Source organism: Micromonospora sp. NPDC005172 (assembly GCF_040608555.1).
Lineage (GTDB): Bacteria > Actinomycetota > Actinomycetes > Mycobacteriales > Micromonosporaceae > Micromonospora.
Map to the genome: position 1 here is coordinate 1 of NZ_JBEXIL010000035.1, position 22,850 is coordinate 22,850.

The 22,850-nt window shown below is 72.1% G+C and carries 29 protein-coding genes; 18 read left to right on the forward strand and 11 right to left on the reverse strand.

The window, feature by feature from the left end; all coding sequences use genetic code 11:
* Positions 1–149: 149 nt before the first annotated feature.
* The 4 genes from ABZV06_RS22360 to ABZV06_RS22375 all read right to left on the reverse strand — a co-directional run bounded on the left by ABZV06_RS22360 (position 150) and on the right by ABZV06_RS22375 (position 2,458).
* Positions 150–281 (reverse strand): hypothetical protein, encoded by a 132-nt coding sequence (locus ABZV06_RS22360; protein WP_355245198.1) that lies wholly within the window; start codon positions 279–281, stop codon positions 150–152.
* 142 nt (positions 282–423) lie between these two features.
* Positions 424–1,140, reverse strand: a complete 717-nt coding sequence (locus tag ABZV06_RS22365) for a hypothetical protein (RefSeq protein WP_355245201.1) — start codon at positions 1,138–1,140, stop codon at positions 424–426.
* Between the two features lie 189 nt (positions 1,141–1,329).
* Positions 1,330–1,494 carry a hypothetical protein gene (locus ABZV06_RS22370; protein WP_355245204.1) on the reverse strand — a complete coding sequence of 55 codons (165 nt, stop codon included), beginning with the start codon at positions 1,492–1,494 and terminating at the stop codon, positions 1,330–1,332.
* Positions 1,495–1,648: 154 nt separating this feature from the next.
* The gene (locus tag ABZV06_RS22375) at positions 1,649–2,458 is read right to left on the reverse strand and encodes a hypothetical protein (protein WP_355245207.1); all 810 of its coding nucleotides are present in this window, start codon (positions 2,456–2,458) and stop codon (positions 1,649–1,651) included.
* A 182-nt stretch (positions 2,459–2,640) separates the two neighbouring features.
* Here ABZV06_RS22375 and ABZV06_RS22380 point away from each other — a divergent pair, with 182 nt between their 5' ends.
* The 8 genes from ABZV06_RS22380 to ABZV06_RS22415 all read left to right on the forward strand — a co-directional run bounded on the left by ABZV06_RS22380 (position 2,641) and on the right by ABZV06_RS22415 (position 8,000).
* The gene (locus ABZV06_RS22380; RefSeq protein WP_355245210.1) at positions 2,641–2,778 is read left to right on the forward strand and encodes a hypothetical protein; all 138 of its coding nucleotides are present in this window, start codon (positions 2,641–2,643) and stop codon (positions 2,776–2,778) included.
* Positions 2,779–2,869: 91 nt separating this feature from the next.
* A complete protein-coding gene (locus ABZV06_RS22385; protein ID WP_355245213.1) occupies positions 2,870–3,172 on the forward strand; it encodes an urease subunit gamma in 303 nt (100 codons plus the stop codon).
* Complete coding sequence (locus tag ABZV06_RS22390) at positions 3,169–3,522, forward strand: urease subunit beta (RefSeq protein WP_355245216.1); 354 nt, start codon at positions 3,169–3,171, stop codon at positions 3,520–3,522. The genes ABZV06_RS22385 and ABZV06_RS22390 overlap by 4 nt, the downstream gene beginning before the upstream one ends.
* On the forward strand, positions 3,519–5,222 hold the full coding sequence (locus tag ABZV06_RS22395) for an urease subunit alpha (RefSeq protein ID WP_355245219.1): 1,704 nt from the start codon (positions 3,519–3,521) through the stop codon (positions 5,220–5,222). The genes ABZV06_RS22390 and ABZV06_RS22395 overlap by 4 nt, the downstream gene beginning before the upstream one ends.
* On the forward strand, positions 5,222–6,019 hold the full coding sequence (locus ABZV06_RS22400; protein WP_355623829.1) for an urease accessory UreF family protein: 798 nt from the start codon (positions 5,222–5,224) through the stop codon (positions 6,017–6,019). The genes ABZV06_RS22395 and ABZV06_RS22400 overlap by 1 nt, the downstream gene beginning before the upstream one ends.
* Positions 6,009–6,773: an urease accessory protein UreG gene (ureG, locus tag ABZV06_RS22405; RefSeq protein ID WP_355623832.1), complete on the forward strand. Its 765-nt coding sequence runs from the start codon at positions 6,009–6,011 to the stop codon at positions 6,771–6,773. Before ABZV06_RS22400 ends, ureG begins: the two co-directional genes overlap by 11 nt.
* Positions 6,773–7,519, forward strand: coding sequence for an urease accessory protein UreD (locus tag ABZV06_RS22410; protein WP_355623835.1), 747 nt, complete (start codon positions 6,773–6,775; stop codon positions 7,517–7,519). The genes ureG and ABZV06_RS22410 overlap by 1 nt, the downstream gene beginning before the upstream one ends.
* A 106-nt stretch (positions 7,520–7,625) precedes the next feature.
* Positions 7,626–8,000, forward strand: a complete 375-nt coding sequence (locus ABZV06_RS22415; RefSeq protein WP_355245230.1) for a cupin domain-containing protein — start codon at positions 7,626–7,628, stop codon at positions 7,998–8,000.
* 6 nt (positions 8,001–8,006) lie between these two features.
* Here ABZV06_RS22415 and ABZV06_RS22420 read toward each other — a convergent pair whose 3' ends face one another.
* Positions 8,007–8,471: a MarR family transcriptional regulator gene (locus tag ABZV06_RS22420; RefSeq protein WP_355623838.1), complete on the reverse strand. Its 465-nt coding sequence runs from the start codon at positions 8,469–8,471 to the stop codon at positions 8,007–8,009.
* A 96-nt stretch (positions 8,472–8,567) separates the two neighbouring features.
* Between ABZV06_RS22420 and ABZV06_RS22425 the strand changes: the two genes are divergently transcribed.
* From ABZV06_RS22425 to urtE, 6 genes are all read left to right on the forward strand, one after another.
* Positions 8,568–9,650, forward strand: coding sequence for a substrate-binding domain-containing protein (locus ABZV06_RS22425; protein ID WP_355245235.1), 1,083 nt, complete (start codon positions 8,568–8,570; stop codon positions 9,648–9,650).
* 405 nt (positions 9,651–10,055) lie between these two features.
* The gene (gene urtA, locus ABZV06_RS22430) at positions 10,056–11,300 is read left to right on the forward strand and encodes an urea ABC transporter substrate-binding protein (RefSeq protein WP_355245238.1); all 1,245 of its coding nucleotides are present in this window, start codon (positions 10,056–10,058) and stop codon (positions 11,298–11,300) included.
* A gap of 75 nt (positions 11,301–11,375) precedes the next feature.
* Positions 11,376–12,263 carry an urea ABC transporter permease subunit UrtB gene (urtB, locus tag ABZV06_RS22435; protein WP_355623841.1) on the forward strand — a complete coding sequence of 296 codons (888 nt, stop codon included), beginning with the start codon at positions 11,376–11,378 and terminating at the stop codon, positions 12,261–12,263.
* Positions 12,260–13,447, forward strand: a complete 1,188-nt coding sequence (urtC, locus tag ABZV06_RS22440) for an urea ABC transporter permease subunit UrtC (RefSeq protein WP_355623844.1) — start codon at positions 12,260–12,262, stop codon at positions 13,445–13,447. Before urtB ends, urtC begins: the two co-directional genes overlap by 4 nt.
* Positions 13,444–14,277 (forward strand): urea ABC transporter ATP-binding protein UrtD, encoded by an 834-nt coding sequence (urtD, locus tag ABZV06_RS22445; RefSeq protein ID WP_355623847.1) that lies wholly within the window; start codon positions 13,444–13,446, stop codon positions 14,275–14,277. The genes urtC and urtD overlap by 4 nt, the downstream gene beginning before the upstream one ends.
* Positions 14,277–14,969 (forward strand): urea ABC transporter ATP-binding subunit UrtE, encoded by a 693-nt coding sequence (gene urtE / locus ABZV06_RS22450; RefSeq protein ID WP_355245248.1) that lies wholly within the window; start codon positions 14,277–14,279, stop codon positions 14,967–14,969. The genes urtD and urtE overlap by 1 nt, the downstream gene beginning before the upstream one ends.
* 17 nt (positions 14,970–14,986) lie before the next feature.
* Here the strand turns inward: urtE and ABZV06_RS22455 are convergent, their stop codons facing one another.
* Complete coding sequence (locus ABZV06_RS22455) at positions 14,987–16,021, reverse strand: LacI family DNA-binding transcriptional regulator (protein ID WP_355245251.1); 1,035 nt, start codon at positions 16,019–16,021, stop codon at positions 14,987–14,989.
* Between the two features lie 130 nt (positions 16,022–16,151).
* On the opposite strand from ABZV06_RS22455, the gene ABZV06_RS22460 reads away from it, so the two are divergent.
* From ABZV06_RS22460 to ABZV06_RS22470, 3 genes are all read left to right on the forward strand, one after another.
* Positions 16,152–17,099: a LamG-like jellyroll fold domain-containing protein gene (locus ABZV06_RS22460; RefSeq protein WP_355623850.1), complete on the forward strand. Its 948-nt coding sequence runs from the start codon at positions 16,152–16,154 to the stop codon at positions 17,097–17,099.
* Between the two features lie 37 nt (positions 17,100–17,136).
* Entirely contained in the window at positions 17,137–19,257 is a 2,121-nt protein-coding gene (locus ABZV06_RS22465; protein ID WP_355245257.1) for a PQQ-dependent sugar dehydrogenase, read from the forward strand.
* A 216-nt stretch (positions 19,258–19,473) separates the two neighbouring features.
* Positions 19,474–19,944: a molybdenum cofactor biosysynthesis protein gene (locus tag ABZV06_RS22470; RefSeq protein WP_355623853.1), complete on the forward strand. Its 471-nt coding sequence runs from the start codon at positions 19,474–19,476 to the stop codon at positions 19,942–19,944.
* Between the two features lie 7 nt (positions 19,945–19,951).
* Here the strand turns inward: ABZV06_RS22470 and ABZV06_RS22475 are convergent, their stop codons facing one another.
* The gene (locus ABZV06_RS22475) at positions 19,952–20,329 is read right to left on the reverse strand and encodes a nuclear transport factor 2 family protein (RefSeq protein ID WP_355245263.1); all 378 of its coding nucleotides are present in this window, start codon (positions 20,327–20,329) and stop codon (positions 19,952–19,954) included.
* A 181-nt stretch (positions 20,330–20,510) separates the two neighbouring features.
* On the opposite strand from ABZV06_RS22475, the gene ABZV06_RS22480 reads away from it, so the two are divergent.
* Positions 20,511–21,257 (forward strand): alpha/beta hydrolase, encoded by a 747-nt coding sequence (locus ABZV06_RS22480; RefSeq protein ID WP_355623856.1) that lies wholly within the window; start codon positions 20,511–20,513, stop codon positions 21,255–21,257.
* A 38-nt stretch (positions 21,258–21,295) separates the two neighbouring features.
* Here the strand turns inward: ABZV06_RS22480 and ABZV06_RS22485 are convergent, their stop codons facing one another.
* From ABZV06_RS22485 to ABZV06_RS22500, 4 genes are all read right to left on the reverse strand, one after another.
* Complete coding sequence (locus ABZV06_RS22485) at positions 21,296–21,721, reverse strand: ATP-binding protein (protein WP_355623859.1); 426 nt, start codon at positions 21,719–21,721, stop codon at positions 21,296–21,298.
* Positions 21,721–22,053, reverse strand: coding sequence for an STAS domain-containing protein (locus ABZV06_RS22490; protein ID WP_355623861.1), 333 nt, complete (start codon positions 22,051–22,053; stop codon positions 21,721–21,723). Before ABZV06_RS22490 ends, ABZV06_RS22485 begins: the two co-directional genes overlap by 1 nt.
* A 129-nt stretch (positions 22,054–22,182) precedes the next feature.
* Positions 22,183–22,440: a hypothetical protein gene (locus tag ABZV06_RS22495; RefSeq protein WP_355623864.1), complete on the reverse strand. Its 258-nt coding sequence runs from the start codon at positions 22,438–22,440 to the stop codon at positions 22,183–22,185.
* 33 nt (positions 22,441–22,473) lie between these two features.
* The gene (locus ABZV06_RS22500) at positions 22,474–22,806 is read right to left on the reverse strand and encodes a nuclear transport factor 2 family protein (RefSeq protein WP_355245275.1); all 333 of its coding nucleotides are present in this window, start codon (positions 22,804–22,806) and stop codon (positions 22,474–22,476) included.
* Positions 22,807–22,850: the final 44 nt, after the last annotated feature.

Genomic DNA, 22,850 nt, shown 5'->3' on the forward strand with positions numbered 1-22,850 from the left:
GCATCACCCTCATTGTGGTGTCCGCCGCGCCAGGCTCAAGGCGAAGGCCTCACACCTGCTGTCTGCCCCTCGGCTCGACCGAGGACCTTGACACACGGCCTAGTCGGAACGGGCGACCCGGCCTCCGGCAACCCGGCGGACGGCGAGGCTCACCGTCGTACTGCCCACTGCCATCCCGACCAGCACCAGGACTGCTCCGACAACCCACAGAACCTGTCGTCGCGCAACGCCGCCTGTCGGGACCAGGCGGCGGTGAAGGCGACGGTCATCACGGGTGCCACCAGCCACGGGCTGAGTCGCCACGCGGCCAGTGCGGCCAGCAGCGCGAAGTTGGCAGGGAACGCCGCAGGGTAGGCGGCCCGCAGCCGTTGCGCTGGATCTGATTCCCGGCGCTGCGGCCCGCCTCCCGGCCGATGACCCGGATCAGGGGCGTGGCATGGCGGACCGCTCGTACCGACGCACCAACTCGGTCAGGAACCGGATCGGCTTGAGCACCCGCTCGGGGTCCTCCGCGCGGAACACCGGGCCGGACCCGATCACCGCACGCTCGTCCACCACCACACCGGTGAGCGGCTTGCGCCACCCGAAAGTGGCGGACGTCGCCCACCTCTCGAACTCCGGGGACGGCTCGGGCACATGGACCAGCCAGGCCGTGAACGTCTTCCCAATCCAGGTGTAGTCGAAAATCGTGAACCGCAACCCGTCGTGGGTGCCGCGCAGCACCGACCACGCCGCCGGGCTGCTCTCGAACTGGAGGTGATGCCGCAAGGTGTCCACCAGCTCCGTGTCCACCTCGGTGAACTGCCAGCCCTCCCGGCGGGCCAGCTCGAGCCGGTCGGCCACTGGGGCCGACGGGTCCTTCCCGCGGTCGCCGCGGACCAGGAACCCGCCGAGCAGGACCATCAGGGCGCCCAGGCCGACCAGGGCGCCACCCTTGGACTGGTTGACGGCGCGCTGCCCCTCGGCGTCACGGACGCTGCGCTGCCCGTCGCGGTAGGTGACGCACGTGTCGCCCTCGCTCATCTCCGAGCCGCCGCAGGAGTTCGAGCCGTCCGCCAGGAACACCGCGCCCAGGATCAGCATCGCGATCCCCGCCAGCAGGATGAACCACGATCGACGGTCCACTCGTCGCTTGGCCATGAGTTCCCCCGGGATGACGCCGCTCGATGTTCGAAAGTCGTGTCAACCTAGCAGGACGCCCGGCGTGGGCGTCAGACGCCCAGCAGTGCGGGCCCGGCCCGGGCCCGGCGGCGTTCGGCCTGCCCACCACCAACGACGGGGCACGCGACGACGTGCTGGTCGCTCAGAACCCATCCGGCGCAAGCCTTATCAGCCGATCACCTGCCACGCCTCGTACGAGCCGCTCGTCGCGCCGGTCCGCGCGTCGACCGTGTAACCGGTGTCCCAGCCCAGCCAGACGAGCCAAACCCCGACTGTGGCCACCGCCAGGAAGAGCCCGCCGATCAGTGCGCCCGTACGCCTCGCCGCCGTCATCGAGCGATCATCTTCCGCATCGGCCTGTCGCGGGAATGACATCCCGTTCGTGGGCACGTCGACGCCCCGCCCGCCGTCGGAGCCCGTGATCGTTGGTCGTTGAGCGACACGACACGCCGTGCAGTTTGTTGCTCAGCCGCCAACGATCATCGGGTCAGGTGCCCGTGGCGTCCCACACGACGACGCGGACCACGAACGCCTGATCGGCACGGGTGTTCGTGATGGTGGCGAACCCGAGGCGTCCCTCCGAGGTACGGAAGCACCAGTCCGCGCCGGGCGTGAACAAGGCCCGCGCCGAGCCGGTGGCCGACGCCACGCAGCCCGCGTACGCCTGGGCGGGGTTGCCGCCGGAGTACTGGTACACGCTCGGAGTGTTGGCGACCTGGATGTTGTCCGACCGCACCTGCCCCCAGTCGTGGTAGAGGTCCAGCCCGTCCGTGGCCCCGTCGGAGTGGTGCGGCACGACCGGCTGATCCCGCTGGTCGACGTCGACGGCCGCCGACCGGGGCAGCACCACGGTCTGGTCGACGAGGGTGCGGGGTGTGTCGGGGTTCGCACCAGGGGTGGCCTGGCTCGGGGAGGGCGCGGCGGGGCCGGTGGTCGGTGGGGGTGCGGTGGCCGACGTCGGCGAGCCGGTGGGTGACGGCATCGACGACGAGCCGGCGGTGGATGACGGCGTCGACCGGTGGCGGAGCTGGGTCGCCAGGACACCGCCGAGCAGCAGGCAGCCGAGTGCCAGCATGGCGATCGCGACGCGGGTCCGCCGACGCCACAGCCAGAACCCGCCGAGCAGCAGCACCGCCGTCAGGGTGAGGGCGAACAGCAGCACGTCCTGTTTGAGCCAGCTCTCCACCGCGGTCACCACACCGAGGATGTTGGCCGCCACGCCGATCACGGCGAGCGTCCTGATCCGACGGTCGTCGCTGGCGCCGGTGGTCGACGCGGGGGGCGGGGACTCACCCAACGGATGCCTCCACTATGGATCGGACGAGGCGGACGGGAACGCCCGCTACCGCCATGATCCCATCGACGCGCTCGCGTGCGAGCCGCCGCGAACCACGATGCGGCCCGCAGGCGCGTCGGCTTTCCGACCCCGGCGCCGGCACGGCATGATCCCTCATCCCGGGCAGACTGTTGCCCCCGCCGGTGGCGATCCTCTACGGTCGGCACAAGCGGTGGGCGGTGCGGTCCGCATCCGACCGACACCGCCGGATGCCCGTCGTGCGGGCCGGGATGGTGGAGTCCCGGGCCACCCCGGCGACGACGGTTCCGGCGGTCGTGTGATCCCAGCTCGTACTCCGGGTGTCGCTGCCCGGCGCGGCTCCGCGCGGAGCCGACGGCGAGCCGGCCACGCCGATCCCCACCGGAGAATCCCGTGTTCCTCAGCCCGCACGAGCAGGACCGCCTGCTCGTCCACGTCGCGGCCGATGTCGCCCGCCGCCGCCGCGAGCGCGGCCTGCGACTCAACTACCCCGAGGCCGTCGCGATCATCACCGCCTTCCTGCTGGAAGGGGCCCGTGACGGCCGGTCGGTGGTCGACCTCATGTCGGCCGGCCGGACCGTGCTCGACCGCGACGACGTCCAGGACGGCATCCCCGAGCTGCTGAGGGAGGTGCAGGTGGAGGCGACGTTCCCGGACGGTACCAAGCTCGTGACGGTGCACCACCCGATCCCGTGATCCCGGGGGAGATTCTGCCGGCGGCCAGCCCGGTCGAGATCAACGTGGGTCGGCCGGTGACCACGCTGGTCGTGGTCAACACCGCCGACCGTCCGGTGCAGGTGGGCTCGCACTACCACTTCGCCGAGGCCAACCCGGCCCTGATGTTCGACCGGGGCGTCGCCTGGGGGCAGCGCCTCGCCGTACCGGCGGGCACCTCGGTCCGGTTCGAGCCGGGCGTGAGTCGCAGCGTCGACCTGGTCCCGCTCGGCGGCGCGCGCGTCGTGCCCGGCCTGCGCGGCGAGTGCGCCGGGCCGCTGGACACCGGGTCACCGACCGACGCGCCGACGAGCGACGGGTTGGCACGGTGAGCGCCGTGCGGCGGGACCGCTACATCGACCTGTACGGGCCCACCACGGGCGACCGCATCCGACTGGCCGACACGAGCCTGCTGATCGAGGTGGAGACCGACCACTGCGTGGGCGGCGACGAGGCGGTGTTCGGCGGCGGGAAGGTGATCCGCGAGTCGATGGGCCAGTCGCGGGCGACCCGTGCCGAGGGTGCCCTCGACACCGTCATCACCGGTGCGGTGGTGCTCGACCACTGGGGGGTGGTCAAGGCCGACGTGGGCCTGCGCGACGGGCGGATCGTCGCACTCGGTCGGGCCGGCAACCCGGACACCATGCCCGGCGTCCATCCCGACCTGGTGATCGGACCGGCCACCGAGGTCATCGCCGGCAACGGCCGGATCCTCACCGCCGGGGCGGTCGACACCCACGTCCACTTCATCTGCCCGGAGATCGTCACCGAGGCGCTCGCCAGCGGCGTCACCACGCTCGTCGGTGGTGGCACCGGCCCCGCCGAGGGCACCCGGGCCACCACGGTCACCCCGAACGCCTGGCACCTGGCCCGCATGCACGAGGCGCTGGACACGATGCCGGTCAACGTGCTGCTGCTCGGCAAGGGCAACACCGTCTCGGAAGAGGCGCTGTGGGAGCAGTTGCGCGCCGGAGCGGGCGGCTTCAAGCTGCACGAGGACTGGGGCACCACCCCGGCGGCGATCGACGCCTGCCTGCGGGTGGCGGACGCCTCCGGGGTGCAGGTGTCGATCCACACCGACACCCTCAACGAGGCCGGGTTCGTGGCCGACACGCTGCGGGCGATCGGCGGTCGGGCCATCCACTCGTACCACACCGAGGGCGCGGGAGGCGGGCACGCACCGGACATCATCACGGTGGCCAGCGAGCCCAACGTGCTGCCGTCGTCGACCAACCCGACCCGGCCGTACACCGCCAACACCCTCGCCGAGCACCTGGACATGCTGATGGTCTGCCACCATCTCAACCCGTCCGTGCCCGAGGACCTGGCCTTCGCCGAGAGTCGCATCCGACCGTCCACCATGGCCGCCGAGGACCTGCTGCACGACCTCGGCGCGATCTCCATCATCGGCTCCGACGCGCAGGCGATGGGCCGGGTGGGCGAGGTCATCCTGCGCACCTGGCAGAGCGCGCACGTCATGAAGGAGCGGGTGGGCGCGCTGCCCGGCGACGGCGCGGCCGACAACCGTCGGGCCCGGCGGTACGTGGCGAAGTACACCATCTGCGCCGCCATGGCGAACGGGTTGGAACGGGAGATCGGCTCGGTCGAGCCGGGCAAGCTCGCCGACCTGGTGCTGTGGGACCCGGCGTTCTTCGGCGTACGACCGCACCTGGTCATCAAGGGCGGCATGATCGCGTATGCCCAGATGGGTGACGCCAACGCCTCCATCCCGACGCCGCAGCCGATGCTGCCGCGACCGATGTTCGGGGCGTACGGCGCGGCGGCGGCGGCGACCAGCCTGGCGTTCGTCGCGCCGGCCGCCCTCGACGCCGGGCTGCGCCTCGACGTGCGGCGACGGGTGGTGCCCGTCGCCGACGTGCGCTCGCGGGGCAAGGCCGACCTGCCGGAGAACGACGCGATGCCGCGGATCGAGGTGGACCCGGACACCTTCACCGTCCGGATCGACGGCGTCGTGGTGGAGCCCGACCCGGTGCAACGCCTGCCGATGGCCCAGCGGTACTTCCTGTTCTGATGGCGACGTCGAGTCTGCTCCTGTTGCTCGCCGACGGTCGCTTCCCGGCCGGCGCGCACGCGCACTCCGGCGGCCTGGAGGCGGCGGTGGCCGCCGGGCGGGTCGCCGACCTCGCCTCGCTGGAGGCGTTCCTCGTCGGCCGGCTGGCCACCGCCGGGCTGGTCGGCGCGGCGTTCGCGGCGGCGGCGCACCGGGCGGTGACGCCGTCCGCCGCCGAGCCCGCCGAGGGCACCACGAGGCCGGTCGGCCTGGGTCATCCCGCCGGGAGGGGCACCTCGCCGACCGATCCCGCCGGGCGAGGGACCACGTCGACCGGAGCGGCCGTACGCGGGAGCATGCTGGCGCGGCTCGACGCGGAATTGGACGCCCGTACCGCGTCGCCGGCGCTGCGCGCGGTGTCCCGTCGCCAGGGCCGGGCCCTGCTGCGCGCCGGCCGGGCCATCTGGCCGGGCGCGTCCTTCGACGACCTGCCCGCCACGCCCGGGGGAGCGCACCAACCGTTGGTGCTCGGGCTGCTCTGCGCCGCCGCCGGTCTGAGCCGCGCCGAGACGGCCATGGTCGCCGCCCACGGGACGGTGACCGGCGCGGCCAGCGCCGGCGTACGCCTGCTCGGCCTCGACCCGTACCAGGTCCAGGCCGTTCTGGTCGGTCTCGTCGACCTGTGCGACGACACCGCCGCCGAGGCGGCCCGGGCCGCCGACGATCCACCCGAGCGGCTGCCCGCGGCCGCCGCGCCCCTTGCCGACATCCATGCCGAAGCTCATGCCACCTGGGAGGTGCGTCTCTTTGCGTCCTGACACCGTTTCGCCGACCGCTGCGCCCACTGCCGACCCGACCCCGCACGACGAGACCGTTCCGCACACCCACCCCGAACCGGGGGTGGACCCGCATCCGCCGCTGGCGCGGGCCGGCCGGGCGCTGCGCGTCGGCATCGGCGGTCCGGTCGGGTCCGGCAAGACCGCCCTGGTGGCGGCCCTGTGCCGCGCGTTCGCCGGTGAGCTGCGCCTCGGCGTGGTCACCAACGACATCTACACGACCGAGGACGCCGACTTCCTCAAGCGGGCCGGCGTACTGGACCCGAGCCGGATTCGCGCGGTGGAGACCGGCTGCTGCCCGCACACCGCGATCCGCGACGACATCGGGGCCAACCTCGACGCCGTGGACGAGCTGGCCGAGGCGGTCGGCCCGCTGGACCTGGTGCTGGTCGAGAGCGGCGGGGACAACCTGACCGCCACGTTCAGCCGAGGCCTGGTGGACCGGCAGATCTTCGTGGTCGACGTGGCCGGCGGGGACAAGGTGCCCCGCAAGGGCGGCCCCGGGGTCACGTCCGCCGACCTGCTCGTGATCAACAAGACCGACCTCGCGCCGATGGTGGGCGCGGACCTGGCCGTGATGGACCGGGACGCGCGGGCCCGGCGGGGCGACCTTCCGACGCTGTTCCTGTCGATCGTCGGTGACCCGACGGCGGGTCTGGTGGCCGACTGGATCCGTCACGAGCTGGCCCACCACGCGGCCCTGCACCCGATCGCCGCGCAGGTCGGCCCGGCCTGATGCGTGCGCTCGCCCGGCTGGTGGCCCGGGCCGACAGCCGGGGCGGCACGGTCCTCACCGAGCTGCACGGCGAGACGCCGCTGTTGCTGCGGCAGACGCCCGGAGACGGTCGTGTGGCGAGCGTGTACGTCGTCGGCGGGGCGGCCGGTCCGCTCGCCGGCGACGACCTGCGCCTGGAGATCGACGTGGGGCCGGGGGCGGCGGTGCGGGTGCACGGCGTCGCCGCCTCGGTCGCCCTGCCCGGCCGTCCCGGCGCCGTGTCCCGGATGGCGGTACGCGCCGTCGTGCGCGACGGTGGCGCCCTGCACTGGCTGCCCGAGCAACTGGTCGCGGCGGCGGGCTGCGCCCACCTCGCCGAGTCCCGCATCGAGCTGGCCGCGGGGGCCAGACTGACCTGGCGCGACGAGGTGGTCTGCGGCCGGTACGGCGAGACGCCGGGCGGCGCTGTCGTGCACACCCGGGTCGACTACGACGGCCGGCCGCTGCTGCGCCAGTCGCTGGCCGTGGGGCCGGGAGCGCCCGGCTGGGCCGGTCCCGCGGTGCTCGGCGGCGCGCCGGCGACCGGGTCGCTGCTGGTGGTGGACCCGGAGCGTCCCGCCGAGCCCGTGTTCGTCGAGGGCACCTGCGCCCGACTGCCCCTGAGCGGCGGCCCGGCGACACTCTGGACCGCCACCGCTCCCGACGCGCACACGCTGCGCGCCCACCTCAGCGTCAAGGAGGTGGACCTCGCCGAGATGGCCGCCTGAACCGTTCGCGGATGCCGTTGTGCGCCATCTCCGCCCCGGCAGGTCGGGATGTTCCTATCCTCGGAAGGTGCGATCGCCGTTCGGGTGACGGGCACAGGAGGCCGTGATGAGTGGCAAGGAGCGACCCGAGGGCATCAGTCCGACGGCTGTCGAGGGCGCTCCCGGGCTGTGGCGTGTCGACCTGCAGAGGCACGATCTCAGCATCGAGGGCCGCGAGGTCGTCCAGAGTCGGGTCGAGTTCACGCCGGACTCGCCGCCGTTCAAGCACTTCCACCCCGGCGAGGAGATCATCTGCGTGCTCCAGGGCTCCCTGGAGTACACCCTCGAAGGTCAGCCGCCGGTCGTGTGCAACGTCGGTGACGCCCTGACCGTGCCGTACGGAGTCCACCACCAGGCGCGCAACGTCGGCGACGGGGTGGCCGTCGAGCTGGCCACGTACGTCGTCGAGAAGGGCAAGCCGCTGCTCACCAAGGTGGAGTGACGCGGGTCAGCGGCGTGGGCCGGCCGCCTCGACGTGGTCGCTTCGACGGGCCGGGTCGAGGCGGGCGATCAGGTCGTCGAGGTGGTCGAGCAGGGCGGTGTCGGCGGGTACGCCCAGCTCGGCGAGGCTGGCCCGGACCCGCTCGTCGAGGCGGGCGTGCTCGCGGCGCCCACGGGTCGTCAGGTAGGCACGGATGCGTCGGCGGTCCAGCGCGTCGATCCGTCGGAACACCAGGTTACGGTCGACGAGCTGGTCGACCAGCTTGGTGAGGGTGCCCGGCGGCAACGACGCCTCGGCGGACACCTCGGTCATCGGATGGCCCTGACCGTCGGCCAGCAGGCAGAGCACCCGCCACGCCTCGGTGGTCAGCTCGTCGTCGGCCAGAACGGCGGCCAACCGGCGGGAGAGCAGCCGTTCGGCGCGGGTGAGCGAGCGCAGCAGGTCGGCTGGCGCCCCGGACACGTCTGACATGGAACTCCCTGGGCCGGTGGCCCTGTCATCGTAGCGAGTCGTCCCGGTCCGTGGTGAGGTCTGGTCTTCCGACGTGGGCCGGGCAATCATGTGCTCATGTCCGCGCCGGCACCGCCGTGGCTCACCGTCGATCGGGCCGTGGTCAGCATCGCGCTGGTGTACCCGATGCGCGGTCCGGCGGGGATGTTCGGTCCGACGTGCGAACTCTGCGCCCAGCTCGCGGTGGAGGAGATCAACGCCTGCGGCGGGGTGCTGGGCCGCGAGGTACGGCTGGTGCCGGTCGACGGTGGCGCCCCACCGGCCGAGGTGGCCGCCCAGGTCGAGGCGCTGGTGTCGGTGGGTGCCGTGCAGGGCGTGACCGGCTGGCACATCTCCTCGGTGCGGCAGGCGCTCGCGCCCCGGGTCGCCCACCGCGTGCCGTACGTCTACACCGCCCTCTACGAGGGAGGGGAGCGTACCGAGGGGGTCTTTCTGACCAGCGAGACGCCGGACGCCCAGTTGTGGCCCGCCATGCGGCTGCTCGCCGGGGAGCAGGGCGTACGCCGCTGGTTCGTGGTCGGCAACGACTACGTGTGGCCGCGGCGCACCGCGCGGGCCGCCCACCGGTACGCGCTGCGTGGCGGCGGACAGGTGGTGGGTCAGGCGTTCCTGCCGTTGGAGACGCACGACTTCGACGACGTGCTGCGCCAGATCGAGCGCAGCGAGGCCGACGCGGTGGTGATGCTGCTCGTCGGGGCCGACGCGGTGCGGTTCAACCGGGCGTTCGCGCGGGCCGGGATGGACCAGCGCTGCCTGCGGCTGAGCACTCTGATGGACGAGAACATGCTGCTGGCCAGTGGCGCGGGCGCGACGCGGCGGCTCTACAGCACCGCGGGGTTCTTCGCCGGCCTCGTGACGCAGGAGAACCTCGACTTCCACGGCGAGTTCGCCCGCCGGTTCGGGGTCGAGGCGCCGCCGCTGGGCAGCCTGGGGGAGTCCTGCTACGAGGGCGTGATGCTGCTCGCCGCCCTGATTGCGCAGGCCCGCACCCTCGACGTGCGGGCGATCGAGACGGCCGCCGACACGGTGGCGTACCACGGGCCGCGGGGTCGCCTGCGGCTGCGTCGGCGGCACGTGCGCCAGCGGATCTACCTCGCCGAGGCCGACGGTCTCGACTTCACCGTGCTCGCCCAGCTCTGACCGCCCGTCCGGACCCTTGACAGGCCCACCCGGCACGACCCTAAGATGCTTCCTGCGTGAAGTATCTGGCCCGGGGGCCCGATACCGCGAATGTGTGTCCACCGTCGGCGAAATCTGTTCGCCGACCATTGTGGTGGCAATTCCCCATCGAATTAATCACGGCCGGCACTGTCCTGCGCGGACGGTGCCGGCCTTTGTGGCGCGCGCGCCCGGACGTGCCCGGGAAACAGTCAATTAAGGGCTGGGAAACACTCACGCAATCATGCCGGTCGACGCTTTGCGTGCCCGTACCCGACGCGATGACCACAGGCGACGTCCACCCGTTGCCCCGGCATCGCCAACGTCAGCTCCACCGGACCGCACCGACCGTCCTTTCGCTACCTCAGTGCACCGCAGGGAGATTAGATGTCACTTCTTTGGGGCCGCCGCATCCTGGCGGGTGCCATGACCCTCGTCGCCGCGGCCGCGCTGACCGCGTGTGGCAGCAAGACCAATGACGAGGGCAGCGCGGCAGGCGTCACCGCCGACGTCTCCGGCGACACCGTCAAGGTGGGCCTGCTCAACTCACTCTCCGGCACCATGGCGATCAGCGAGGTCACCGTCCGCGACTCCATCATGCTCGCCGTCGAGGAGATCAACGCGGCTGGTGGCGTCCTCGGCAAGAAGATCCAGCCGGTCGGGGAGGACGGCGCGTCGGACTGGCCCACCTTCGCGGAGAAGGCCGAGAAGCTCATCTCCGAGGACCGGGTGGCCGCCGTCTTCGGCTGCTGGACGTCGGCGAGCCGCAAGGCGGTCAAGCCGGTGTTCGAGAAGAACAAGGCACTGCTGTTCTACCCCGTGCAGTACGAGGGTCTGGAACAGTCGCCGTACATCTTCTACACCGGCGCGACGACCAACCAGCAGATCGTTCCCGGGCTCGACTACCTCAAGTCCCAGGGAACGAAGTCGGTCTACCTGGTCGGCAGCGACTACGTCTTCCCCCGGACGGCCAACAAAATCATCAAGGCGTACGCGGCGGCGAACGGGATGACAGTGGTCGGCGAGGATTACGCGCCGCTCGGGTCCACCGAATTCGGCACGATCGTCAACAAGGTCAAGTCGTCCGGTGCGAAGGCCGTCTTCAACACCCTCAACGGTGACAGCAACGTGGCCTTCTTCAAGGAGTACAAGTCGGCGGGCCTGACCGCGACCGGGATGCCGGTGGTGTCGGTGTCCATCGCCGAGGAAGAGGTCAAGGGCATCGGCACCCAGTACCTCCAGGGCCAGCTCACCGCCTGGAACTACTACCAGACCACGCCCGGCGCGGCGAACACGAAGTTCGTGGCCGCGTACAAGGCGAAGTACGGCGCGGACAAGCCGACGAGCGACCCGATGGAGGCCGCCTACGTCAGCGTCTACCTGTGGAAGGCGATGGTCGAGAAGGCCGGCGCGTTCGACGTCGAGAAGGTCCGCGGCGCCTCCGACGGGATCACCTTCGACGCGCCGGAGGGCCTGGTCACCGTCGACGGCAAGACCCAGCACATCGCCAAGACCGCCCGCATCGGCAAGATCGGCGCCGACGGCCTGATCACCGAGGTGTGGAACTCCGGTAAGCCGGTCACGCCGGACCCGTACCTCAAGACCTACCCGTGGGCGAGCGGCCTGAGCTGACGACGCCGGCCCGGGCGGGCGGCGCGACGACGCGCCCCGCCCGGGCCCCCCGACCAGCAGTACGGAGTACCCACCGTGACAGTCCTCTTCGGTCAACTCTTCACCGGCATCAGCATCGGCGCGGTGCTGCTGCTCATCGCCCTCGGGCTGGCGCTGACCTTCGGCCAGATGAACGTCATCAACATGGCGCACGGCGAGTTCATCATGGCCGGCGCCTACACCACGTACGTGCTGCAACAGAGCATCACCTCCGCTGGCCTGTCGCTGGTGGTCGCGCTGCCGGTGGCGTTCGTGGTCGCCGGCACGATGGGCGTGCTGCTGGAGATCCTGCTGATCCGCCGGCTCTACGCCCGCCCGCTGGACACCCTGCTGGTCACCTGGGGTGTGTCGCTGATGCTGCAACAGCTCGCGCGGGACGTCTTCGGCAGCCCGAACGTGCAGACCCGCGCGCCGGACCTGCTCACCGGCAACGTGGCGTTGCCCGGCGGGCTGACCATCGCCAACAACCGGCTGTTCATCCTCGCCCTGGCGCTGTCCGCCGTCGCCGCGCTCACCCTGGCGCTGCGGCTCACCCCGCTGGGGCGTCGCATCCGAGCGGTGGTGCAGAACCGCGACCTCGCCGCGGTGTCCGGCATCCCCACCGCCCGGGTCGACCGGACGACGTTCTTCCTCGGGTCCGGCCTGGCCGGGCTCGCCGGGGTGGCGCTGACCCTGCTCGGCCCGATCGGCCCGACCATGGGCACCAACCTGATCATCGACGCCTTCCTGGTCGTCGTGGTCGGCGGGATCGGCCAGCTCAAGGGCAGCGTGATCGTCGCCTTCGCCCTCGGTGTGCTCCAGGCCACCGGGGAGTACCTCACGACCCTCAGCGTCGCCAAGGTGATCGTGTTCGTGGCGATCGTCGCGTTCCTCCAGTGGCGGCCCCAGGGCCTGTTCACCCTGCGGACCAGGAGCCTCGCATGACCGCCGTGACACCCGCGCCCCCGAGCACCACCACACCGCCCGCCCCGGCCGACGCCGCGCCACCGAGCCGGTCCGGCGGCCGGTCACGGCTGCGCGCGGCGGCCGGGTTCGCGTTCGGCGCGGCGGTGCTGTTCGGCGTCGCGCCGCTGCTGTTGTCGGACTTCCGGCTGGCCCTGCTCGCCAAGTACCTCTGCGTCGCCATGGTGGCCGTCGGCATCGGCATCGCCTGGGGGCGCGGCGGCATGCTCACCCTCGGCCAGGGCGTCTTCTTCGGCCTGGGCGGCTACGCGATGGCCATGCACCTCAAGCTCGCCGACGCGGGCCCGGGTGGGATGCCGGACTTCATGCAGCTGTACGGGCAGCTCGACGAACTGCCCGTGTGGTGGCGGCCGTTCGCCAGCCCCTGGTTCGCGTTGCCCGCCACGGTGCTGCTGCCGATGGTCGTCGCCTTCGGGCTCGGCTCGCTGGTGTTCCATCGCCGCGTGCGGGGCGCGTACTTCGCCATCCTCAGCCAGGCCCTCGCGGCCGCCATGGTGATCCTGCTGATCGGGCAGCAGGGCACCACGGGCGGCACCAACGGGCTGACCGACATCCAGGGCTTCTTCGGTTACGACCTCGACGACCCGGTCAACCAGCGGATGGTCTACTTCATCATCGCCGGCGTCCTGCTGGCGCTGCTCGCCCTGGCCCGCCAGCTCATCCACAGCCGCTACGGCGAGCTGCTGGTGGCGGTGCGCGACAGCGAGGAGCGGGTCCGTTTCCTCGGCTACGACCCGGCGTCGGTCAAGCTCGTCGCCTACGTGGTGGCGGCCGGCATGGCAGGCCTCGCCGGCGCGCTGTTCGTGCCGGCGGTGGGCATCATCTCGCCCGCCCTGATCGGCATCGTCCCGTCGATCGAGTTCGTCATCGGAGTCGCGGTGGGTGGCCGGGCCACGCTGCTCGGCCCGGTGCTCGGCGCGGTCGCGGTGGCCTGGGCGCGTACCGCCCTCTCGGAACGGTTCCCGGGCACCTGGACGTACCTGCAGGGGTTGCTCTTCGTGGTGGTGGTGGCGTTCCTGCCCGGCGGCCTGGCGTCGCTGTGGGCGCTGGCCCGCCGCGGCAACGCGGACCCCGCGTCGAGCCGGCGTGGGTGGTCGGCGCTGGGTCGGCGGCGCGCCGAGCGGGCGGAGGTGGAGGTGGCATGAGCGAACGCACCGAGCGCAGCGAGGGCCGTGAGGGCATGCCCGGCGAGCACGGCATGAGCGAGGACCGACTGGACGGGCTGTCCGTCCGTGACGTGCGGGTCAGCTTCGACGGGTTCACCGCTGTCGACGGCGTCTCGCTGGAGGTGCCGGCCGGCGACATCCGGTTCCTGATCGGGCCGAACGGCGCCGGCAAGACCACCCTGGTCGACGCGATCACCGGCCTGGTGCGGGCCACCGGCTCGGTCCGCTTCGGCGACCAGGAGCTGCTGGGTCGGCCCGTGCACCGGATCAGCCGCCTCGGCATCGGGCGGACGTTCCAGACGTCGACGATCTTCGAGGAGCTGTCGGTCGTGCAGAACCTCGACATCGCGGCGGGCGCCCGCCGGAGCTGGGCGACCCTCGCCCGGCGTCGGCGGGGGATTCCGGACGAGGTCGCCGCCGCGTTGGAGACCATCGGGCTGATCGAGCGTGCCGACCAGCTCGCCGGCACGCTCGCGCACGGCCAGAAGCAGTGGCTGGAGATCGGCATGCTGCTCGTGCAGGACGCGCGGCTGCTGCTGCTCGACGAGCCGGTCGCCGGGATGAGCCACGAGGAGCGTGACGCCACGGGCGCACTGCTGGAGACGGTCAGCCGGGACCGCACGGTGGTGGTGATCGAGCACGACATGGACTTCCTGCGGCGCTTTGCGCGCAGCGTCACCGTGCTGCACGCGGGCAAGGTGCTCAGCGAGGGCACGGTGGCGCAGGTCCAGGCGGACCCGCGCGTACAGGAGGTCTACCTCGGCCACCCGGTCGCCGCCGGGTCGGTCCCCAGTCCTTCGGAGGCATGATGCTGACCCTGCGTGGGGTGCACGCCGGTTACGGACGTTCCCGGGTACTGCACGGGGTGGACCTCGCCGTCCCACCCGACGGGGTGGCCGCGGTGCTCGGGCATAACGGCGCCGGCAAGAGCACCCTGCTGCGGGTCGCGGCCGGCCTGCTGCGTCCGAGCGCCGGGGTGGTCGAGCTGGACGGCGAGGACGTCACCCGTCTCGCGCCGCACGAGCGGGTGGCGCGCGGGATGGCGTACGTCCCGCAGGGCCAGCAGTGTTTTCCGCACCTGACGGCGGCGGAGAACCTGCGCCTGGTCGCCGACGGCCGGCGTGACGGGGCGGTGGCCACGGCGGAGGTGCTGGACCTGTTCCCGGCGCTGCGCCCCTTGCTGCGGCGACGGGCCGGGCTGCTCTCCGGCGGTCAGCGTCAACAGCTCGCCATCGCCCGCGCCCTGATCACCCGGCCGCGGCTGCTCATGCTCGACGAGCCGACCGAGGGCATCCAGCCGTCGGTGGTCGCCGAGATCCAGGAGCGGATCGTCGAGCTGACCCGGCAGTCGGGCTTCAGCGTGCTGCTCGTCGAACAGCACCTCGGCTTCGCGCTGCGGGTGGCGAACCGCTACCACGTCCTCGAATCCGGGCGGGTCACCTCGCACGGCGACGGTGGGGTCACGGCGGAGCGCGACGTGCGGGCGGCGCTGGCGGTGTGACCTCACCCCGCGGCCGCTCAGGTCGTCGGTGCGGGGCCGGTCGAGTCGCGGACGACCAGCAGGTGACCGGTGGCGCGCCGACGGGGTCGCGCCGCACGAGGCTTGAGGGCGAGGGTGAGCGCGGTACGGCCCATCTCGGTCAACGGCAGCCGGATGGTGGTGAGGCTGGGCGCGAGGTCGGCGGCGACGGAGACGTCGTCGAAGCCGACGACGGAGATCCGCGCCGGCACCGGCACGCGACGCGACCGCAGCGTCGAGAGCACGCCGGTCGCCATGGCGTCGTTCAGCGCGACGATCGCGGTGGTCTCCGGGTGCTCGTTGAGGATCTGCTCGGTGGCCGCCCGTCCGCCGCCGCGGGTGAAGTCCCCGTGCACGACCGTCAGGTCGGCCGGTCGCAGGCCGCGCTGCCGCAGCGCGGCCGTCACGCCGGCGAGCCGGTCGGCGACCGTGGTGAGGCCGGCGCTGCCGGCGGCGACCGCGATGTGCCGGTGACCGAGGTCCATCAGGTGCGCGGCGAGCGCGTGCCCGCCGGCCTCGTTGTCCGGTAGGACGGCGTCGACACCGAGCGCGTGCCGGCCGATGGCGGCGACCCGGCCACCGTGGTCCTGGAACGCCGCCAACTCGGCGCGGGCCTCGGCCTCGACCCGCGGGTCGTCGTACCCCGAGCCGCTGATCAGGATGATGCCGACCCGCTGTGCGATCAGGTGGCGCAGTTGCCGCAGCTCGTAGACCGGGTCCCGGCCGGACTGGCAGATCTGCACCAGCAGCCCCTGCTCGGCGGCGAGCTGGATGACCCCTGCGGCGATCTCGGAGAAGTACGGATCGTCGACCTGGTGGACGATGAGCCCCACGGTGGAGCGGGCGCCCCCGGCCAGGGTGCGGGCGTACGGGTTGGCGACGTACCCCAGCTCGTGGGCGATCCGGCGAATCCGGTCGGCCACCTCGGTGCTGACCCCCTCGCGGCCGGCGAGTGCTCGCGAGGCGGTCGCCAGTGAGACCCCCGCGCGTTCGGCCACCTCCACGAGGCGCGGCCGCTGGCCAGCCCTGGGCATCCGCAACTCCCCGGAAACATCCATGTCACCCGATCTATTGCCAGTGACGATCGTCGAAGCCTAGGGTACGTAAGCGCTTACGTAAGCGCTTACGTACCGGGCACCGGCGTGCCGCGAAACGAGGTGAACGATGTCCAGCACTCGAATCGTCGCCGTCTCGCTGCTGGTGGTCGGCGTGCTGACCGGTGTCGGAGCGCCGCCGGCCCAGGCGGACCGGAGCGTCGCCCGCGGCGTCCACCCGGCGCTGCGAGCGCACGTGGTCGCCGCGTACGACTTCGACCACCCGGTGCCGGGTGACCCCGCCCTGGAACGCGACCAGGGGCGCTCCGGCACCGAGATCGAGCTGGTCAACGGCGGCTCGGCGATGCGGGTGCCCGACCACGCCTACCGGGGCAGCGGTAACGCGGTGCAGACCCGGCAGGTCGACCCGACGACCACCGGCAACGACGACTGGAAGGCCGGCACCTGGTCGGCGAGCGGAGTGCGGACGCTACGCGCGTTCAGCGCCACCGGCGGCACCACCATCATGGGCTGGTTCAAGCTGAACATGGACAGCCCCGCGCCCAACTCCACCACCGCCGAGCCGAACGACAGGTACAACGCGATCGGTCTCGCCGGTCTGCTCACCGGCGACTCCGACGGCCACGGCGTCCGGGCCCTGCTGGAGCTGATCGACGTCGACGGCGAGCTGCGCCTCGTCGCGCTCGGCCGCCGCCTCGACGGTGGCAACTCGCAGACGTTCGCGGCGCGGTCGGACTGGCGCGAGCTGCTGCCGGTGGGGGAGTGGGTGCACCTCGCCGCCACCTTCGACTTCGGCACCGGCGCGCTGGCCCTCTACCGCAACGGCGAACCCGTCGACGGCTTCTACACCCGCGCCGACGACCCGTGGCTCGTGGCGGGGCCCGGCCCGCACGTGACCACCGCCTCCGACCCCCGGGGCATCAAGATCGGCGGGAGCTTCCCGCAGAACACGGTGGAACGCAACCCCTGCGACTGCCGGATGGACGGCCTGCTGTTCCTCGACAGCGTGGTCTCCGCGTCCGACGTGCGCCGGCAGTACCGCCACCTCGCCCGCTGACCACCCTCGGCACCGTCCCACCGAGAAGGAGACACGCGTGCTCACCGCCCACCATCCCCGCGCGCTGCGCCCCACCGCGCTGACCGCCGGCCTCACGGCGCTCGTGCTGGTGCTGTCCACCCTGTTCGCCACGCCCGCCCGGGCCGCCGACGCCGTCTACGACCCGATCCCCGAGATGCCGACCCAGTCCCGCCTCGGGCTGGTCCTCGACGAGTACGCGCGATTCCCGCAGTCGTACCCGACCCCCGCGCCGACGGACCAGCGGCTCATGCGGACCGCCCGGATCAACACCATCATGGAGCTGCCCGACGGGTCCGGCCGGCGCGCGGTGCCCGACCTGAACGGCAACCTCTATCTGGTCGAGAACGGAGTGCCGCACGTCTACCTGGACGTGGCGGCGACGTTCGCGCCCCAGTTCTTCTCCGGCCGAGGGCTCGGCCAGGGCTTCGGCTACGTCGCCTTCCACCCCGAGTTCGGCGTCAACGGCCGTTTCTACACCATCCACACCGAGTTGGCGTCGGCGACGACCACGCCACCGGACTACGCCCAGGCCGGCACGATCTACCACGGCGTCATCACCGAGTGGACGGCTGACGACCCGGCCGCCGACACCTTCGCCGGCACCCGCCGGGAGGTGCTGCGCATCGGCTTCGGCGGGCAGGTGCACGGCATCCAGGAGATCAACTTCAACCCCACGGCGAAACGCCACGACCGCGACTACGGCCTGCTGTACCTCGCGGTCGGCGACGGCGGCCTCGGCGTGCGCACCACCGACCCGCAGAACCTCGGCCTGCCGCACGGCAAGCTGCTGCGCATCGACCCGAGGGGCACCAGCTCCGCCAACGGCCGGTACGGCATCCCCGCCGACAACCCGTTCGTCGGGCGGGCCGGGGCGCTCGGCGAGATCTACGCCGTGGGCTTCCGCGACCCGCACCGGTTCAGCTGGGACCGGGCGACCGGCCGGATGTACCTCGGGCACATCGGTGAGCACGCCGTCGAGGCGATCTACGAGGTCCGCGCCGGCGACAACTTCGGCTGGAGCGAGCGCGAGGGCTCCTTCGTCTTCGACAAGGCGGCCACCAACCCCTGCGACCGGCTGTTCCCGTTGCCGGCCGACGACGAGCGCTACGGCTACACGTACCCCGTCGCCGCGTACGACCACGACCCCGCCGCGGACTGGAACTGCACCGCGGACGTCGGCGTCGCGGTGGCCGGCGGTTTCGTCTACCGCGGACGCGCGGTGCCGGCGCTGCGCGGCAAGTACGTCTTCGGCGACCTGGTCGACGGCCGGGTGCTCTACACCGAGGCGAACGAGATGCGCCGTGGCCACGGCCTCGCCCCGATCCACCAGCTCGCGCTCTTCGACGCCGCGGGTTCGCCGGTGCGGATGCGGGACCTCTCCGGACCCGGCGCGCCCGGCGACCCCAACCGCGTCGACCTGCGCTTCGGCACCGACGCGGCCGGCGAGCTGTACCTCGTCGCCAAGGCCAACGGCACGGTCTGGAAGGTCACCGGCACCCGGGAGTTCGCCAGCGGCGACGTCGGCGGCACCACCCTGCGCCACACCGCCGGCGCCGCCAACTGGGCGCCGGTGACCCCGACGAAGTGGCAGTTCACCCGCGACGAGGTCATCCTCGCCGAGGCCGGCGAGAGCCGGCCGGGCCCGCGCCGGCCCTTCGAGTACGCCGTGCTGACCGCCGGCCCGACCTGGTCGTCGGTGCTCCTCGACACTCGGGTACGACTCGACACGCCGGTCGACGTCAGCAACCGGGACGTGATCATCGTCTTCGGCTGGCGCTCGGACACCGAGTTCTACTACGCCCACCTCTCCACCGACAACACGATCTATCCGCACAACGGCATCTTCAAGGTCAACAATGCCGATCGGGAACGCATCGACCACCAGTGGAACGGCCGCTCCCGTGGGGCCAACCCGGCGATCACCGACGCCGCGTGGCACCGCGTACGCGTCGTGCACCTGCCGGCCACCGGCGAGATCGCCGTCTACGTCGACGGGCACCGCGACCCGCTGCTGACCGCGAAGGACACCACGTTCGGGTCGGGGCGGGTGGGCTTCGGCTCGTTCGACAACGTCGGCCGAGCACGCCATCTCACCGTGACCGGCACACCGGCCCAGGCCGGATCGCGGTCGAGCTAGACGCTCGCGATCCGCTTCGGCTGGCCCGCCAGCGCGATGTGCCGGTGAGCGGTATACCTCAGGGTCATATTCATGACTCTGAGGTATACCGCTCACTACCGCAGCCACCCCCACGGCGGTCGCCGCCGGCCTCGCCGACAGCCCGAGCCAGGGCGCGGGCCCAGTCGTCTGCGGACCTGACCCGTTGGAGCCGGTCCGCTTCGTACAATTCCTGCCATGCCGGAGATCGTCGAGTTGCTGGCCTCGCCCGTACACCGCTTCCTGGGCCGGCCCTCCGACGGCCCGGCGCCGGCCCCGCCCGGCGAGCTGGTCGACACCGTCCAGATCCGGGCCGGCCTCGGCATCGTCGGCGACCGGTACTTCGGCAAGCAGGCGCACCGCGACGCGAGTGTCACGGTGATCGCCCAGGAATCGCTGCCGGCGGGCATCGGCCTGGCGCAGGTCCGCCGCAACATCCTCACCATCGGCCTCGCCGTGGACGAGCTGATCGGCAGGGTGCTGGTCCTCGACTCCGGCGACGGCCCCGTCGGCCTGCGCGTGAACCGTGCCGCCCGCCCCTGCGCGTGGATGGACGTCACGGTCGGGTCGGGCGCCTGGAAGGCGCTGCGCACCACGGGTGGCGTCCGTTGCACGCCGCTGCACGACGGCGTGCTGCGTATCGGTCCGGTCGAGGCGACGGTGAGCTGACCGGCTCTCAGACCTGGCTGATGTGCGCGGCGAGGACCCGCCAACCGTGCTGGTCGTCGTGCACCCAGGTGCGGGTGTAGCGCAGGCGCGCGCTGAACGGCGCGCCGTCGAACGTCCCGGCGACCCGGGCCAGGCAGAACGTCACACCTGTCGATCCGACGACGAGCAGGTCCAACTCCTCCTCGGTGAGCTCCTCGACGACCGAGGTCCGGTCCCGGTGCGCGGCGAGATCCTCCGCCTTGGTGTGCTTGCGGCCGTCGGGGCCGATCGCGATCAGTTGGTCGACCAGCAACTGGTCGAGGGCCGCGACGTCACCGGCCCTCTGCGCGGCCTGCAGGGTGCGTTCGGCGTCGAGCAGCTCCGCCTCGCGTGCGCTGTCCGGCATGGCACCGTCCTCCCGGTCTTCCGCTCCCGGCGCCGCCGTCCGGACTGACCGCATTGTGGCAGGCCACACCGCCCGGACGTGGACGCATGGGCGCGGCGGCGCGCCACCCGTCCATCCGAATCACCGACCTGGGCGTCTTTCATCCCGAATACTGACTCTATGCCACGAAAGGTGATGCCGAATGAACGCTCCTGACACGTCCGGCCAGCAGGCGGGGTTGCCCACCATCGTGCTCGTGCACGGGGCCTTCGCCGACTCGTCGAGCTGGAACGGGGTGATCGCCCACCTCAGGCGCCAAGGCTATCCGGCCATCGCTGTCGCCAACCCGCTGCGCGGTGTCCAGGAGGACGCGGCCTATGCCCGTTCCGTCGTGGACAGCATCGACGGGCCGGTCGTGATGGTCGCCCACTCCTACGGCGGACTGGTGATCACCGAGGCCGCGGACGGCGCGGCCAACGTCAAGGCCTTGGTGTACGTCGCCAGCATCAGCCCGGATGTCGGCGAGAGCGTGGTCGACCTGGTCACGAAGTATCCCGGCAGCCAGCTCGTCACGTCCATCAAGATGGTCCCCTTCCCCCTGCCTGACGGTGGGACGGGGATGGACCAGTACATCCAGCAGGACAAGTTCCCGGCCGTGTTCGCGGCCGACGTCGCCCCCGAGGTCGCCGAGTTGATGGCGGTCACGCAGCGGCCTGCAACGGCGAGCGCCCAGACCGGGTCCGTGACCAAGGCGGCCTGGAAGACGATCCCGTCGTGGACCCTGATCAGCAAGCAGGACCAGGGCATTCCGCCGGACCTGCAACGCTTCCTGGCCGACCGGGCGGGGTCCACCGTGATCGAGGTCGACGGGTCGCACGCCGTGGCTGTCTCGAAACCCGGTCCGGTGGCAGATTTCATCGACACCGCCGCCCGCGCCACCATGCGCTAGGCCCGCACCCCGAACAGGTGCTCAGCACGCTGGCCGGCTCAGCGTCCGAGCCTGATCCGGACGATCGTCCCCTCGGGGGCGGCCCGCACGGTCACCTCGTCGCAGACCTGCTCGACGATGGCCAGTCCGCGGCCCCGTACGGCGTTGGCGGCGGGCATGTCCCGGCCGAGCGCCCGTGCCGGGCCCTGGTCGACGACGTCGCAGAACACCTGGTCGCCCTCGGCCCAGAGCCGGACCCGGCCACCGCCGACGGTGTGCTGCAACGTGTTGGTCGCCAGCTCGCTGACCGCGAGCACCAGCAGCTCCACCCGCTCGGCCGACAGGCCCCGCGCGGTGGCGGTGTCCCAGACGAAGGCGCGCAACGCCCGCAGGTCGGACGCCACCTCGTACGTCATCGTGTCGGTGCGCGAGGCGAACGCAGGCTCCTCGGCCACCGCGTGGGTCTCCCGACGGTCGGTCGCCATCAGCCCGCCAGCTGCGGGTCGTCGACGGGCGGACGCAGCAGGTTGCCGATGCCGGTGATGTCGAGGACGGTCGCGACCGGGCCGGACGCGTTGACCGCGTACAGACGACGGCCGGTCGCGCGTGCCGCCTGATGGGCGGTCACCAGGCCGTGCAGGCCCGTCGAGTCCATGAACCGCAGCCCGCCGACGTCGACCACCACCACCGACGCGGCGCGCACCGCCGCGGACAGCACGGTCGTCAGCTCGGGCTGGGCCGCCAGGTCGCACTCACCGGTCAGCGTGACCACGATCCGCCCGGGTGTCGTGGACGTGCGGGCCTCGAAGTGCGCCATCGGACAGCAGCATCCTTCCTCGTAGCGTCAGCCGTTGTCGGGACATCATGTCATCCGACAGCCGCCCAGCCGTGTCCTCCATTCGGCGGTTGATCAAGAAGGCGCGGCCACTGTGCGGCGGCGGACGGGTCAGGACCCCGCGTCGAACGCGACGGACTCGCTCAGCTCGCGCCACCGCGCGTCGGACGCGGCGAGTGCCTCGGCGACCGTCGATGCGGCCGCGACCGCGTCGACGCCCAGCAGCAGCCGTGCCGGCGGGTCGTCGACGCGGGTGATCTCGATGATCGCCCGCGCCGCTTTCGCGGGATCGCCCGGCTGGCGACCCGGTCGCCGACGCTGGAGATCTGGACGCATGTCCTCGATCGCGCCCACGTCGCGTACCGGCACGGCATCTCCTCCGGCACGGGCGACGGGCGGTCGCTACGGGCGGATGTCCAGGGCGCCGATCAGGCCGTCGCGCAGGGTGAACCGGTACCGCAGCTCGATCGGGCTGCCGGGGAAGTCGCCGGACACCCGCGTGAGGACCAGGTACGAGTCGCCGGCCTGGGGCGTGACCCGCACCGGCTCGGCGGTGTACGAGTACTCCGACATCGTCCGCTCCCGCCAGGATCGGATGGAGGGCCGGCCGTCGTACAGGCGGTCCCCGTCGGCCACGCTCGCGGTGTCCGCGAAGCAGGCGACGAAGGCGTCCAGGTCACCGTCGCCGACCGCCCGGAAGTACCTGTCGATCACGTCGGGCAGGTCGACCGTCATCTGCTCCTCCTGCGGCATGGGCCGCCGTCGGGCGGCCGCCGTGG

Bases quoted from the DNA above. Each gene is read 5' to 3' on its own strand.
- ABZV06_RS22400 (WP_355623829.1), top strand. From the start codon at position 5,222: ATGGCGACGTCGAGTCTGCTCCTGTTGCTCGCCGACGGTCGCTTCCCG.
- ABZV06_RS22485 (WP_355623859.1), bottom strand. From the start codon at position 21,721: ATGGCGACCGACCGTCGGGAGACCCACGCGGTGGCCGAGGAGCCTGCG.
- ABZV06_RS22410 (WP_355623835.1), top strand. From the start codon at position 6,773: ATGCGTGCGCTCGCCCGGCTGGTGGCCCGGGCCGACAGCCGGGGCGGC.
- ABZV06_RS22455 (WP_355245251.1), bottom strand. From the start codon at position 16,021: ATGCCCAGGGCTGGCCAGCGGCCGCGCCTCGTGGAGGTGGCCGAACGC.
- ABZV06_RS22365 (WP_355245201.1), bottom strand. From the start codon at position 1,140: ATGGCCAAGCGACGAGTGGACCGTCGATCGTGGTTCATCCTGCTGGCG.
- urtA (WP_355245238.1), top strand. From the start codon at position 10,056: ATGTCACTTCTTTGGGGCCGCCGCATCCTGGCGGGTGCCATGACCCTC.
- urtD (WP_355623847.1), top strand. From the start codon at position 13,444: ATGAGCGAACGCACCGAGCGCAGCGAGGGCCGTGAGGGCATGCCCGGC.
- ABZV06_RS22470 (WP_355623853.1), top strand. From the start codon at position 19,474: ATGCCGGAGATCGTCGAGTTGCTGGCCTCGCCCGTACACCGCTTCCTG.
- ABZV06_RS22460 (WP_355623850.1), top strand. From the start codon at position 16,152: ATGTCCAGCACTCGAATCGTCGCCGTCTCGCTGCTGGTGGTCGGCGTG.
- ABZV06_RS22490 (WP_355623861.1), bottom strand. From the start codon at position 22,053: ATGGCGCACTTCGAGGCCCGCACGTCCACGACACCCGGGCGGATCGTG.
- urtC (WP_355623844.1), top strand. From the start codon at position 12,260: ATGACCGCCGTGACACCCGCGCCCCCGAGCACCACCACACCGCCCGCC.
- ABZV06_RS22415 (WP_355245230.1), top strand. From the start codon at position 7,626: ATGAGTGGCAAGGAGCGACCCGAGGGCATCAGTCCGACGGCTGTCGAG.
- ABZV06_RS22475 (WP_355245263.1), bottom strand. From the start codon at position 20,329: ATGCCGGACAGCGCACGCGAGGCGGAGCTGCTCGACGCCGAACGCACC.
- ABZV06_RS22500 (WP_355245275.1), bottom strand. From the start codon at position 22,806: ATGACGGTCGACCTGCCCGACGTGATCGACAGGTACTTCCGGGCGGTC.
- ABZV06_RS22420 (WP_355623838.1), bottom strand. From the start codon at position 8,471: ATGTCAGACGTGTCCGGGGCGCCAGCCGACCTGCTGCGCTCGCTCACC.
- ABZV06_RS22480 (WP_355623856.1), top strand. From the start codon at position 20,511: ATGAACGCTCCTGACACGTCCGGCCAGCAGGCGGGGTTGCCCACCATC.
- ABZV06_RS22425 (WP_355245235.1), top strand. From the start codon at position 8,568: ATGTCCGCGCCGGCACCGCCGTGGCTCACCGTCGATCGGGCCGTGGTC.
- ABZV06_RS22370 (WP_355245204.1), bottom strand. From the start codon at position 1,494: ATGACGGCGGCGAGGCGTACGGGCGCACTGATCGGCGGGCTCTTCCTG.
- urtE (WP_355245248.1), top strand. From the start codon at position 14,277: ATGCTGACCCTGCGTGGGGTGCACGCCGGTTACGGACGTTCCCGGGTA.